Genomic DNA, 12,397 nt, shown 5'->3' with positions numbered 1-12,397 from the left:
ATGATCGTGCAATTCTGTCGCGTGATGTTGCGGAGGTGACGCCTGATGCTGGACACCACGCTCAACCTTGAGCGCTTTGCCTGGTACGCCGGACGCCACGCCGACCTGTCCGTCCAGAGCCTGGCCCTGGCATGCGACCCGGCGTACGTGTCGGTGCGCAACCGGTTCTCCTCGAACCTGACGGAGACCGTGACCTGTTCCGAGGACGGCGCGTTCGTCACCTCCTGGGGCTACCGCCTCGGCAGCACCGACGACGTCGAGGCCGCGGCCGCACGCCTGGCCTTCCTGCTCGCCGCACTCCCGGCATAGCACCACCGTGAACACCTTCCATCACGGCCCGGCCCCCCTCACCGCCACCCGCCGACGCGGGCGGGCGACCTCCAGGGTCACGCTCCTCACCGGCACGACCGACCCGCCGTGACGCCGCCCCGGCACCCATCCAGAGGGACGAACCCGGTCACCCGCGAGGTGGCTGGGCGTGGGGTTCCCCCGTGGACGGGTTCGGGGCGGCGTCACGGCGGGGCGCGGTCAGCGGAGGAGCGTGCCCCTGGAGGCCGCCCGCCCAGGGCGGCGGGTGGCGGTGGGGTGGCTGGGCCGTGACGGGGACTGGGGTGAAAGCCCCGCGCGGGACCGCTCTCAAACCTGGGAGAGGCCCCCGCACGGAACCGCTCTCAAACCTGAGTGAGGCCCCCGCACGGGACCGCACTCAGAACTGGGTGAAAGGCCCGCACGGACCGCTCAGAGCAGGGCTGGAAGCCCCACCTCGCGGGCGGCGGCGGTGCGGGCGTGCTGGAGCAGGGCCTCGCGCGACAGCACCGACGGGTGCAGCGTGTGCCGTATGGCCAGCCCGTCCAGCATCGCGTCGAGCCGCTCGGCGGCCCCCGCCGGGTCGTCGCAGGCGAACTCGCCCGCCGTCACCCCCTCCGCGATCACCCGCTCGATCGCCCGCAACCACGTGCTCTCCAGCTCCCGCACGATCGTGTTGACGGCGGGCTCGCGCACCGCCGTGTTCCACGCGTCCAGCCACAGCAGCCAGCTCTGGTCGGGGTGGGTGTCCGGAATGTAGTACTGCAGGACCGCGTCGAGGCGTTCGGCCGCCCGGCCCGGACCGTGCACCAGCCGGTCCAGCGACGCGCTCTCGATGTCGAGCGTCGCCCGGAGCATCGCCGTGATCAGCTCGTCCTTGGTGGCGAAGTGGTAGTGGATCAGCCCGCCGCTGACGTTGACCGCCTTGGCGATGTCGGCGATCCGGGTGTTGGCCAGGCCCTTCTCCAGGACCACGCGCCGGGTGGCGGCCAGCAACTCGGCCCTGCGCTGATCGGCCTGCTCGGCTCGGGTGGACGCGTTTCGCACCAGGAAAGCGTATCCGCAGCCGGAGGCTCAGACGGGCTGGGTCGGCCCACCCGGTATCCGCATCGTCGCGATGGCGCCGCCGCCCGCCGCGTTCCGCAACGTGACGCTCCCCCCGGCCTTCTCGACCGCCTGCTTGACGATCGCGAGGCCCAGCCCGGAGCCCGGCAGGCCGCGCGCCCCCGGCGAGCGCCAGAAGCGCTCGAACACGTGCGGCAGCTCGTCCTCCTCGATGCCCGGACCGTGGTCGCGCACGGTCAGGACCCCGCCGCGCAGCACCACCTCCACGCCCTCCGGGCTGAACTTGCGGGCGTTGTCGATCAGGTTGAGGACGGCGCGTTCGAGCGAGGTGCCGTCGCCGACCACGTACCAGGGGTCGAGCCTGGTGACGACCTCGGCGCCGCGCAGCGTCGCCCGATCGACCGCCGCCGTGACCAGTTCGTGCAGCGCGAGGGGCACCTGCGGCTCGTGGTCGGTGTCACCGCGCGCCAGTTGCAGCAGGTCTCCGACGAGCGTGGTCAGCTCGGCGAACTGCGCCCTGATGTTGACCAGCAGCCGCTCCTTGGCCTTCGGGTCGATCTGCCTGCCGATCTGCTCGCTGCGCAGCAGCAGGCCGATGTTGGTACGCAGGGTCGTGAGCGGGGTGCGCAGTTCGTGCCCCGCGTCGGCGACGAGCCTGCGCTGCCGGTCGCGCGAGCCCGCCAGCGCGGCCATCATCGCGTTGAAGGAGGCGCTCAGCCGGGCGATCTCGTCGGTGCCGTTGACCGGGATGGTGGTGTCGAGGTCCTGCGTGGTGGCGATGTGCTCGACGGCGGTCGTGAGGCGGCCGACCGGGCGCAGTGCCGTCCTCGCGACGATCAGGCCCGCCCAGGCGGCCAGCAGCACGCCGAGTCCCGCGATGGCGACCAGCAGGATGGCGAAGTTCTGCAGGGAGTCCTGCAGCCGGTTGACCGCGCGGCCGTCCATGACGGCCATGCCGGGCGCGACGTTCTCGACCCAGATCCGCACGGGTGTGCCGTCCACCGCGTGGCCGTCGCAGATACGCGACCCGCCCTCCCTGGCGATGCGCAGATCCTCCGGCTTCACCTTGAGCTGCGAGCCGACCACGCACGGCGGGCGCCCGTCGGCGTACACGACCTGGGTGGAGCTGGGCGTCGTGTACGGCGGGCGGTCCTTCGGGTTGGAGGAGCACTTCTTCAGCAGGTACGAGACGGCGCTGCGCTGCTCCTGGACCGTGCGGTTCGGGTGCGGGACGATCTCCTCGTCCACCTGCCGGTACATCTGCGCGCGCGCCAGCGAGAACGACAGCCCGGCCGAGAGAGCGACCGCCAGCGCGACCGCCACCGTCACCAGCAGCGTCAGCCGGGTTCGCAGACTTTTGCCCACCTTCACGGCGTTTCCCGCAGCACGTAGCCGACACCGCGCACGGTCTGGATGGCGCGCGGCTCCCCTGCGGACTCCGTCTTGCGCCGCAGGTACATGATGTACACGTCGAGCGAGTTCGACGCGGGCTCGACGTCGAAGCCCCACACCTCGCCGAGGATCTGGTCGCGGGTCAGCACCTGGCGCGGATGGTTCAGGAACAGTTCGAGCAGCAGGTACTCGGTCCTGGTCAGGTCGAGGGTGCGGCCCCCTCGGGTGACCTCGCGCGTGGCCGGGTCCATGCGCAGGTCGGCGTAGGCGAGGGCGCCGTCCGCGCGGGGCCCGGACAGCGAACTGCGCCGCAGCAGCGCGCGGACCCGGGCCAGCAGCTCGTCCAGTTCGAACGGTTTGACCAGGTAGTCGTCGGCGCCCGCGTCAAGCCCGGAGACGCGGTCGCCGACCGCGTCGCGGGCGGTCAGCATGAGCACCGGGACGTGGTTGCCCGCCTGACGCAGCCTCCGGCAGGCGGTGAGGCCGTCGAGCCTCGGCATCATCACGTCGAGCAGCACCGCGTCGAACTGCTCCTTGGCCAGCGACTCCAGTGCGTCCTGGCCGTCGGGCGCCGTGGCGACCCGGTATCCCTCGAACTCCAGGCTCGACTGGAGCGCCTCGCGCAGTGCCGGTTCGTCGTCCACCACCAGCAGTCGTGCCGCGTCACTCATGGCGGACACGGTACGTCCCCAACCTGAGAACCCGGTGAGTGGGCGGCTACTCCGTCAGGACCGCCATCGCGGCGTTGTGCCCGGGGATGCCGCTCACGCCGCCGCCACGCCGCGCACCCGCCCCGCACAGCAGCAGGCGGGGGTGCTCGGTCTCCACACCCCAGCCGCCGTCCGGCGCGTACGGCCAGCGCAGGTCACGGTGGAAGATGTGCCCGCCGGGCAGTCCCGCCTCGCGTTCCAGGTCGACGGGGGACTTGGCCTCGACACAGAGGCGGCCGTCCGGGGCACGCAGCAGGCAGTCCTCGATGGGCTCGGCGAGCACGGAGTCGATCGAGGCGAGGGTGGCGCGCAGGGCGCGCTCGCGGGCGCCCTCCGGGTCGGCGCGGAACAGGCGGGCGGGCATGTGCAGGCCGAACAGCGTCATCGTCTCGCCGTCCTCGCCCAGGATCGAGCGGTCGGTGAGCGAGTGGCAGTAGACCTCGGCGGGCGGCAGCTCGGGAATCTCGCCGCGGGCGGCTTGGGCGTGGGCGCGGGCGAGTTGCTCCGCGCTCTCGTTGATGTGGAAGGTGCCGCTGAAGGCCGCGCGCGGGTCCACGTCCGGGTCCTTCAGCCGGGGCAGACGGCTGAGCACCATGTTCACCTTGAGCTGGGCGCCCTCGGGAACCTGCGGGGTACGGCCGAGCAGCCGGTCGAGGACGGCGGGCGGCACGTTGGCCAGCACCCGCTCGCCGGTGACCGTGTGCTCGCCGTCGCCGGTCGTGAACGCGACCTCGCCGGACTCCGGTGAGATCCCGATGACCTCGGCGCCGGTCCTGATGTCGGCCCCGGCCGCGCGGGCCGCCTCGGCCAGGGCGCCGGAGACCGCGCCCATGCCGCCGACGGGGACGTTCCAGTCACCGGTGCCGTCGCCGATCACGTGGTAGAGGAAGCAGCGGTTGGCCAGCAGGTCGCCGTCGGGGTCGGCGAAGGTGCCGATGAGGGCGTCGGTGAGGACGACGCCGCGCACGGTGTCGTCGCGGAAGCGGGCGGCGACGGTCTGGCCGATGGGCTGCTCGAACAGTTCCCGCCACGCCTGCGGGCCGACGAGGGCGGCCACCTGCCGCGCGGTGGGGAGGGGGCCGAGCAGGGTGGGGGCGAGGGCCTGCGCGACCTGCGCCGTCATGGCGTAGAAGTCCTGCCAGGCGCGGTGGTCGGCGCGGGATCCCGTCACGGTCTCGAAGGACGCGGCGGTCCGTTCCCGGTCCTCGTTGTCGACGAGGAGGCCGGTGTCGCCGACGGGGGTGTAGGAGGCGTAGCGGCGGCCGCGCAGCTCGATGCGGAGGCCGAGGTCCTTGACGACCTTGGTGGGCAGGAGGCTGACCAGGTAGGAGTACCGGGACAGGCGGGCGTCGACCCCGGGGAAGGCCCGGCTGGAGATGGCCAGGCCGCCGACGTGGCCGAGCCGTTCGAGGACGAGGACCTTGCGCCCGGCGCGGGCGAGGTAGGCGGCCGCGACCAGGCCGTTGTGCCCGGCGCCCACCACTACGACGTCGTACCGCATGACCCCTCACCCTAGTCGGATATTTCATGTTTGGGGTGGTCAGGACCTCCAGCTTTCGGACGGTCAGGACCTCCGGCTCAGGTGGTCGATCCCCCGCCTTGGGGGTGGCCAGGACCTCCGGGTCAGGGGTGGTCAAGACCTCCGGCCTTTACGGCCCGGCCACCGCCCGGCCGCGCCCCGCCGTCCGCGCTTCCGGCCGCTCCCGCGCCACGCGCCGCACCCCGCTCCCGCCGTCACGCCGCCCCCTTGACCCTCTGGGGCGGAGGTAGGGTAGCGTTCACACACTAAAATTTTTTACTGTTTGGTTGGAGGGTGATATGTCCTTGCGGATGGCGCTGCTCACGCTCATCTCCGGGGCTCCGCGCAGCGGGTACGACATCGGACAGGAGTTCGACGGGGTGCTGAAGTTCGTCTGGCATGCCAAACCCACGCAGGTCTATCCGGAGTTGAAGAGACTGGCCGCCGACGGGCTCATCAGGGAACGGGGCTCGGGGGCGCGGGGGCGGAGACCGTACGAGATCACCGAGGACGGGCTGCGGATGCTGCGGCAGTGGCTCACCGCGACCTCGGCCGACCACTCGCAGCGCAACGAGACCGTCCTGCGCTCGTTCGCGCTGTGGGTCGTGGAGCCCGAACAGGCGCAGGCGTTTCTCCGGGAGGAACTGGAGTATCACCGTGCGCGGCTACGCGGCATGCGGCCGTTGCGCGACGGTCTCGACCTGGCGCGACCCGCCGACCGGGCGGCACTCCTCGGCATCGAGGCCGGAATCCGCAGGCTGGAGGCGGTGATCTCCTGGGCCGAGTGGGCGTTGGAGACCGTCGCAACCTGGCCACCCGCCGCTTCACCCCAACCCATCGCCCCATCCCAACCCACCCCTTCACCTCAGCCCACCGCCTCACCCCGAACCGCCGATTCGCCCCTGTCCTCTGGTTCATCCCTGCCTGTCGCAGAGGCCGACCCGTCCCACACCGCCGTCGCCCGGGAGGGCCGATGATCCTCGACCTGCCCGGCGGACGTCGGCTCGGCTATCACGTGTTCGGTGACCCGGACGGAGTGCCGTGCCTGTTCGTCCACGGATACTCCTCCTCGCGGTGGGCGGCCGGGTGGACGCTCGGAGAGGGCGAGCCGCGTCGCCGGGGCATCCGCGTCGTCTCTGTCGACCGTCCCGGATACGGACTGTCCACACCGCGCCCCGGAGCCGGGTTCACGGACTGGGCGGAGGATGCCGCCCTGCTCGTCGAGCCGTTCGGGCGTGTCGCCGTCGTGGGTGTGTCCATGGGGGCCGGTCCGGCGCTGGCGCTGGCCGCCGCGCGTCCCGATCTGGTGGTCAGCGCCACGATCCTGGGCGGGATGCCGCCGGTCGGGGCGCGGGAGCGGTGGGCGCCGGACAGCCGCGCCGACGCCCTGTACTGGCGGCTGGCCAGGCACGCGCCCGCGCTGCTGCGGGGGCTGTGCGCCATGTCCACCCGATCGATGGCATCCATGGCCCGCGAATCCGACGGCGCGGACCGGCTGGTGGCCGCCGTCTCCCGGACGCTGCCCCCTGCGGACCTGACGGTCTTCCGCGACCTGCTCGCCCGAGAGAAGCCGCAGGCAACCAACCAGCACGTGACCGCCGGTGAGGACGTGAGGGCGGCCTTCGTCGCCGACGTCCGGGAGACCTGCCGTCAGGGCGGTGCCGCCATGGCGGAGGATCTGCTGCGGTACCTGCGACCCTGGGGGTTCGAACCCGAGGACGTGACGGTCCCGGTCCACCTGTGGCACGGGCTGGAGGACCCGAAGGTGCCGGTGGCGCTGGCCCGGCGGCTGGCCGGACGGCTGCCGCAGGTCACGGCGCGGTTCGTCCCCGGTGGCCACTTCGCGGTCTTCGCCCACCGAGCCGAGATCCTCGATCGGATCGCCCACGAGGGGTCCCGCCGCCCATGAAGAGCCCGCCGTCCCAGAGCACGCCGTCCTTGAGGTGGCTGTGTGCGGCGAGGTGGCTGTGTGCGGCCGTTCCGGTTCTGGCGTCGCTGGGGGGGCGCGGGTCAGGTCAGGTCGGCGTCGTGGACGAGGATGGCGGCCTGGACGCGGTTGGCCAGGCCGAGCTTGGCGAGGACGCGGCTGACGTGGGCCTTCACCGTCGGTTCCGTCAGGCGCAGTTCCCTGCCGATGTCGGCGTTCGACAGGCCCCTGGCCACGGCCCTGATCACGTCCTCCTCGCGGGCGGTCAGCAGGGCGAGCCGGTCGCGGGCCCGCTCCGACCGCGACGCCGGGCGCTGCGCGAAGGCACCGATCAGCCGTTTGATCACCGTCGGCGACAGCATCGCCTGCCCGGCCGCGACCGTGCGGACCGCCGCCACCAGGTCCTCCGGCCGCGTGTCCTTCAGCAGGAAGCCGACCGCGCCGAGGCGCAGCGCCTCGTGGACGTACTCGTCCAGGTCGAAGGTGGTCAGCATCACGACCTTCGGGGCGTCCGGGGCGGCCAGCACCCGGGCGGCGGCGGTGAGGCCGTCCATGGCGGGCATCCGGACGTCCATGAGCACGACGCGGGGTCTGAGCCTGGCCGAGGCCCGGACGGCGGCCTCGCCGTCCTGGGCCTCCCCGACGACCACGATGTCGCCCGAGGATTCCAGGATCATCCGCAGCCCCGACCTGACCAGCGCCTCGTCGTCGGCGATGAGTACGCGGATCATGCGGCCGGGGTCCGTGCCGTGACCCGGAACCCGTCAGGGCGGGGACCGGCCTCCAGCGTCCCGCCCATCAGCTCGACCCGCTCGCGCAGGCCGACCAGCCCCCACCCGGAGCCGGGCACCTCGCCCGCGCTCGCCGCCACCGGCCGGTTGTGCACGACGACCTCCAGCCCTGCGGGCAGGTAGCGGACGACCACGTCGGTCTCCGCGTCGCCCGCGTGCTTGTGGACGTTGGTCAGCGCCTCCTGGGCGACGCGGTACACGGTGCGCTCCGCCGCAGGGGCGCTCGGGCTGCCCGACCAGCCGCTGCCGGGCGAGCGCTCGATCGCGATCACCCGCTCCCTGGTCACCGCCTTCTTCGACACCCATCTGAAGGACCGCCGCCGCCCGGTGCTCGACCGCCCGTCGGAGACCTTCCCCGAGGTGAAGACCTGGTGAGGGCCGTGGCAGCGGCCTGACCTCGGGTCGTGTCGGCGGGGTGGGCGGCGCAGCAGGAGCGTGCCCCTGGAGGCCCCCGGCCGAAGTGCGGCGAGTGGCGGTGGGCGGGGGCTGGGCCGTGACCGATCTCCATGGGCGGGCGACGCCCCCTACGGGCGGCTGGCGATGGACAGCAGCGTGGCGGCGGGGGCGGTGAGCGGGCGGCCTCGGCGCCACACGGCGCGCAGGCTGCGGACCAGCGTGAGGCCCGCCAGCGGAACCTCCACCAGCCGCCCGGTCGCGATCTCGGCCTCGACCGCGTGCCCGCTCAGCACGGCGGGCGCCGAGCCCGCCTGCGCGGCGCCCTTGACCGCCGAGTTCGACCCCAGCTCCAGCTTCGGGCTCGCCCGGTGCATCCCTCGGAAGGCCAGGTCCAGGGTCTCGCGCGTGCCTGAGCCCGGCTCGCGCACCACCAGCGGCGTCGCCGCCAGTTCCGCCCCCCTCAGCACGGTACGGCGCCGCGCCCACGGATGGCCGGGCGCCACCACGACCACCAGCCGGTCGGTGGCCACCACCCGGCTGTCCAGCCCGTCGGCGACGCTCGGACCCTCCACGAACCCCAGCTCCACCCGCCGCCCCCCGCCTCTGCGCAGCACCGGGTCGCCCGCGTCGGGGGTTCCGGCCAGCACCAGCGCCGCCACCTCCGAGGAGTTGAGGACGTCCAGACCCACCTGCACCTCGGGCAACCGGCTCTGCAGTTCGCCGAGCCACCTGGGCACCAGGTACTCGGCCACCGTCATCGACGCGGCCACCCTCAGATGGGCCGCCTCGCTGTGCCGGACCGCCTGGGCGCCCCTCATCAGCCCGTCCGCGGCGGACAGGACCTGTGCGGCCCACCCGGCGACCATCCGGCCCTCGGCGGTCAGTGTCGATCCGCGCGGGGTGCGCTCCAGCAGGGGCAGGCCGAGGCGGCGTTCGAGGTGGGCGATGCGCTTGCTCGCGGACGGCTGGGCGATGCCCGAGGCGCGGGCGGCGCGGCCGAGACTGCCGAGTTCGCCCACGTCGACGAGGAGCTTGAGGGAGTCGAGGTCGGGCAACGTGCTCATAGCGCAAGGCTATGACCTGCCAGACAATGCACGCCTACCGGGCGGAACCGGGCGGGCCAATGCTGATGAGGTGATCTCCCTCCCCGCATGGCTCCGCCTCAACCTGCCCGGTCTCGTCGTGGCGTCTGCGGCGGTGGGACTCTCTCTGGCGGCCAGCCGGCTGGCTCCCGCGTTCAGTCCCGCCGTGGTCGCGGTGGCGCTCGGGGTCGCGGCGGCCAACCTGGGCCGGCTGCCCGAGCGGGTGCGTCCGGGACTGCGGTTCGTCGCGCGCCGGGTGCTGCGGACCGCCGTGGTGCTGCTCGGACTGCAGATCGCGCTGCCGGACGTCCTGGCGCTGGGGGTGCCGACGCTGCTGATCGTCGCGCTGGGCACAGGGGTCACGTTCGCGCTCACGCCGGTGATCGGGCGGTGGCTCGGGGTTCCGGACGGCTCGTCGCTGCTGATCGCCACGGGGGTGAGCATCTGCGGCGCCTCCGCCATAGCCGCGATGCATGACTGCACGGATTCCGACGACGACGACGTGGCCGGGGCCGTCGGCGTCGTCACCCTCTACGGGACGGCGGCCATCGCGCTCGTGCCGCCGGCGGCGGGGTGGCTCGGGCTGTCGGAGCGGCAACTGGGCGTGTGGGCGGGGGCGTCCGTGCACGAGGTGGCCCAGGTGGCGGCGATCGGCGCGGTCTCGGGTACGGCGGTGCTCGGCGCGGCCGTGGCGGTCAAGCTGGCCCGCGTCGTCCTGCTCGCCCCCATGGTCGCCCTCACCACGGCCCGTCTGCGCACCCGGTGCCCCTCAGCAGAACCCGAGATGGCGCTGAGCGCCGGTGCGGTGCGTACTGCGGAGGGGTCCGGGGAGCGGCGGGTTCAGATCTCCGGGGTCCCGGCCGGTCGGGCCTCTGCGGCGCGGGGGAAGGCGCCGCTGGTGCCGCTGTTCGTCGTGGGATTCGTGGGGATGGTCGGGGTGCGGAGTCTCGGGTGGGTGCCCGACGGGGTCACGGCCGTCGCGCCGACCGTCACGAGCCTGCTGCTGGCCGGGGCGATGTTCGGGCTGGGCGCGGGGATCGACGCGCGCAGTCTGCTCAAGGGCGGCCGGGCGGTGGCGCTGGGCGGTGTCTCCACGGTCCTGCTGGCGGCGATCACGCTGGCGGGCGTGGTCGCGTTCCTGTGACGCCGTACCCCTGAAGTCGTTCTCTGACGCCGCCTTCACACCGTCCGGGAGGTCCCCGCGCACTCACGTGGGCCCGCGATTCGGTAACGGGGTGTAACGTGCGTATTTTGGAACAAATCAGGAATAACACCGTTCCAATCTGAGCGACGAGGACACATACCCGATCATGCACAGCACCGCCGCCCCCGTACTCCAGCCCTCCGACGAGGTGGCCGCCGCCCTGGCCGACGGCACCCCGATCGTGGCGCTGGAGTCCACGATCATCTCCCACGGCCTCCCCCAGCCGCGCAACCTGGAGGTCGCCAAGGAGCTTGAGGAGGTCGTCAGGACGGCGGGCGCCGTCCCCGCGACGATCGCGGTGCTGGACGGCGTCGCCAGGATCGGCCTGAACGAGGCGGAACTGGTGCGCATCGCCACCGAGCCCGGCCTGCGCAAGCTCGGCCAGCGCGACCTGCCCATGGCCTCGGCGCTGAAGGCCAGCGGCGCGACGACGGTCTCCGCGACCTCGTTCCTGGCCGCCCGCGCCGGGATCCGTGTCTTCGCCACCGGCGGACTCGGCGGCGTGCACCGGGGCTGGACGGTCGAGCAGGACGAGTCCGCCGACCTCGACACGCTGGCCCGCACCCGCATCACGATCGTTTGCGCCGGGGTCAAGTCCATCCTGGACGTCCCCGCGACGCTGCAGCGCCTGGAGACGCGCGGGGTGAGCATCGCGGGATACCGTACCGACACCTTCCCCGGCTTCTACCTGAACACCTCGGGCGAGTCGATCGACTGGCGCATCGAGACGCCGGAGGACGCGGCGGCGATCATGCGCGGTCAGGACGCGTTCGGCGGGCCGGAGACGGCGCTGATCGTGGCCAACCCGGTGCCCGTCGACCGGCAGCTCGACCCCGGACTGCACGACCGCGTGCTCGGCGAGGCCCTGGCCGCCGCCGACCGTGAGGGTGTCACGGGTCAGGCGATCACGCCGTTCCTGCTGGACTACCTGGTACGCGGGACCGACGGCGCGTCGCTGGAGGCCAACCTGGCCGCCGTGCGCGGCAACGTGGCGCTGGCCGCCGAGATCGCGCTGGCCTGGGCAGGCTGATGGCCCCCGGCCTGCTCGTGATCGGCGACGTCGTCACGGACGTCGTGGCCGTCCACAGCGCACCCGTCGCCTCGGGGACCGACACCGAGGCGGAGATCGTCCTGCGGCCGGGCGGTTCGGGCGCCAACACGGCCGCCTGGGCCGCCCACCTGGGTGCCGACGTGACGCTGCTGGCCCGGGTGGGCTTCGACAGCGGCGAGTGGCACACAAGTGAGCTGGTCAAGTCCGGCGTGCGCCCGCTGCTGCGGGTCGATCAGGAGCGCCCGACCGCCGTGGTCATCGCGATGGTGGACCCGACCGGCGAGCGCTCGATGCTCACGAACCGGGGCGCGGGCGGCCGGATCTCCCCCGACGACTGGTCACCCGACCTGCTGGACGGCATCGGGCGGCTGCACCTGTCGGCGTACACGATGTTCGCCGAGCCGGGGCTGCGCCTGGTACGGCGGGCGATGGCGGACGCGGTCGCGCGCGGCGTCGCCGTCAGCGTGGACCCGGCCTCGACCGGGCCGCTGCGGAGCTTCGGCGTCGAGCGCTTCCTCGCCGAGACCGCCCCCGCCGACCTGGTGATTCCCAACCTGGACGAGGCGCTGGTGCTCACCGGCGCGCCCACCCCGGAGCAGGCCGCGGAACTGCTCAGCGAGCGGTACGGCACCGCGGTGGTCAAGCTGGGCGGCGGCGGCGCGCTGGCGGCCGTGGGCGGCGCGGTGACGGCGCGGGCGCAGGCGGTGCCCACGCGGGCGGTGGACTCGACGGGGGCCGGTGACGCCTTCGCCGCCGGGTTCCTCTCGGCCCGGCTGTCCGGGGCCGGCGACCGGGCCGCGTTGGAGGCGGGGTGTCGCGCAGGTGCCGAATGTGTGGCCCTAGTGGGCGGCCGTCCGCGATACGGTTTGGAGTTGAACCGCCTTTACCCTATTCACACCGATTGATAGCTTTCCGCGTAGGCTGCAACTCCAGTCACATGCGTCACTCCGGGGA

14 protein-coding genes are annotated in these 12,397 nt (G+C 73.0%); 7 read left to right on the top strand and 7 right to left on the bottom strand.

Annotation, left to right across the window (positions count from 1 at the left end; genetic code table 11):
• Nucleotides 1-45 precede the first annotated feature (45 nt).
• Nucleotides 46-309: a hypothetical protein gene (locus tag ABD120_RS02935; protein WP_343948077.1), complete on the top strand. Its 264-nt coding sequence runs from the start codon at nucleotides 46-48 to the stop codon at nucleotides 307-309.
• A 429-nt stretch (nucleotides 310-738) separates the two neighbouring features.
• On the opposite strand, the gene ABD120_RS02930 is transcribed toward ABD120_RS02935, so the two are convergent.
• From ABD120_RS02930 to ABD120_RS02915, 4 genes are read right to left on the bottom strand one after another with little or no spacing between them, the layout of a single operon-like run.
• Nucleotides 739-1,353, bottom strand: coding sequence for a TetR/AcrR family transcriptional regulator (locus tag ABD120_RS02930; RefSeq protein ID WP_343948076.1), 615 nt, complete (start codon nucleotides 1,351-1,353; stop codon nucleotides 739-741).
• 27 nt (nucleotides 1,354-1,380) lie between these two features.
• A complete protein-coding gene (locus ABD120_RS02925; protein ID WP_343948075.1) occupies nucleotides 1,381-2,742 on the bottom strand; it encodes a sensor histidine kinase in 1,362 nt (453 codons plus the stop codon).
• The gene (locus ABD120_RS02920; protein ID WP_343948074.1) at nucleotides 2,739-3,434 is read right to left on the bottom strand and encodes a response regulator transcription factor; all 696 of its coding nucleotides are present in this window, start codon (nucleotides 3,432-3,434) and stop codon (nucleotides 2,739-2,741) included. The genes ABD120_RS02925 and ABD120_RS02920 overlap by 4 nt, the downstream gene beginning before the upstream one ends.
• Nucleotides 3,435-3,480: 46 nt before the next feature.
• Nucleotides 3,481-4,974 (bottom strand): phytoene desaturase family protein, encoded by a 1,494-nt coding sequence (locus tag ABD120_RS02915; protein ID WP_343948073.1) that lies wholly within the window; start codon nucleotides 4,972-4,974, stop codon nucleotides 3,481-3,483.
• A 317-nt stretch (nucleotides 4,975-5,291) separates the two neighbouring features.
• Here ABD120_RS02915 and ABD120_RS02910 point away from each other — a divergent pair, with 317 nt between their 5' ends.
• Together ABD120_RS02910 and ABD120_RS02905 are read left to right on the top strand one after the other, a co-directional pair.
• Nucleotides 5,292-5,969 (top strand): PadR family transcriptional regulator, encoded by a 678-nt coding sequence (locus ABD120_RS02910; protein ID WP_343948072.1) that lies wholly within the window; start codon nucleotides 5,292-5,294, stop codon nucleotides 5,967-5,969.
• The gene (locus tag ABD120_RS02905) at nucleotides 5,966-6,901 is read left to right on the top strand and encodes an alpha/beta fold hydrolase (protein ID WP_343948071.1); all 936 of its coding nucleotides are present in this window, start codon (nucleotides 5,966-5,968) and stop codon (nucleotides 6,899-6,901) included. Before ABD120_RS02910 ends, ABD120_RS02905 begins: the two co-directional genes overlap by 4 nt.
• 101 nt (nucleotides 6,902-7,002) lie before the next feature.
• On the opposite strand, the gene ABD120_RS02900 is transcribed toward ABD120_RS02905, so the two are convergent.
• The gene (locus ABD120_RS02900; protein WP_343948070.1) at nucleotides 7,003-7,650 is read right to left on the bottom strand and encodes a response regulator; all 648 of its coding nucleotides are present in this window, start codon (nucleotides 7,648-7,650) and stop codon (nucleotides 7,003-7,005) included.
• Entirely contained in the window at nucleotides 7,647-7,910 is a 264-nt protein-coding gene (locus ABD120_RS02895; RefSeq protein ID WP_343948069.1) for an ATP-binding protein, read from the bottom strand. The genes ABD120_RS02900 and ABD120_RS02895 overlap by 4 nt, the downstream gene beginning before the upstream one ends.
• Nucleotide 7,911: 1 nt before the next feature.
• Here ABD120_RS02895 and ABD120_RS02890 point away from each other — a divergent pair, with 1 nt between their 5' ends.
• A complete protein-coding gene (locus ABD120_RS02890) occupies nucleotides 7,912-8,085 on the top strand; it encodes a hypothetical protein (RefSeq protein ID WP_343948068.1) in 174 nt (57 codons plus the stop codon).
• 149 nt (nucleotides 8,086-8,234) lie between these two features.
• Here ABD120_RS02890 and ABD120_RS02885 read toward each other — a convergent pair whose 3' ends face one another.
• Nucleotides 8,235-9,170: a LysR family transcriptional regulator gene (locus ABD120_RS02885; protein ID WP_343948067.1), complete on the bottom strand. Its 936-nt coding sequence runs from the start codon at nucleotides 9,168-9,170 to the stop codon at nucleotides 8,235-8,237.
• A 70-nt stretch (nucleotides 9,171-9,240) separates the two neighbouring features.
• Between ABD120_RS02885 and ABD120_RS02880 the strand changes: the two genes are divergently transcribed.
• The 3 genes from ABD120_RS02880 to ABD120_RS02870 all read left to right on the top strand — a co-directional run bounded on the left by ABD120_RS02880 (nucleotide 9,241) and on the right by ABD120_RS02870 (nucleotide 12,348).
• Nucleotides 9,241-10,332, top strand: a complete 1,092-nt coding sequence (locus ABD120_RS02880; RefSeq protein ID WP_343948066.1) for a YeiH family protein — start codon at nucleotides 9,241-9,243, stop codon at nucleotides 10,330-10,332.
• 166 nt (nucleotides 10,333-10,498) lie between these two features.
• Entirely contained in the window at nucleotides 10,499-11,422 is a 924-nt protein-coding gene (locus ABD120_RS02875) for a pseudouridine-5'-phosphate glycosidase (protein WP_343948065.1), read from the top strand.
• Nucleotides 11,422-12,348: a carbohydrate kinase family protein gene (locus ABD120_RS02870; RefSeq protein WP_343948064.1), complete on the top strand. Its 927-nt coding sequence runs from the start codon at nucleotides 11,422-11,424 to the stop codon at nucleotides 12,346-12,348. The genes ABD120_RS02875 and ABD120_RS02870 overlap by 1 nt, the downstream gene beginning before the upstream one ends.
• Nucleotides 12,349-12,397: the final 49 nt, after the last annotated feature.

The organism is Nonomuraea longicatena, assembly GCF_039525605.1.
In the GTDB taxonomy this organism is placed as follows: Bacteria; Actinomycetota; Actinomycetes; order Streptosporangiales; family Streptosporangiaceae; genus Nonomuraea; species Nonomuraea longicatena.
The sequence above is the reverse complement of the archived record's forward strand: the minus strand, read 5'-3'. Positions and strand labels throughout refer to the sequence as shown.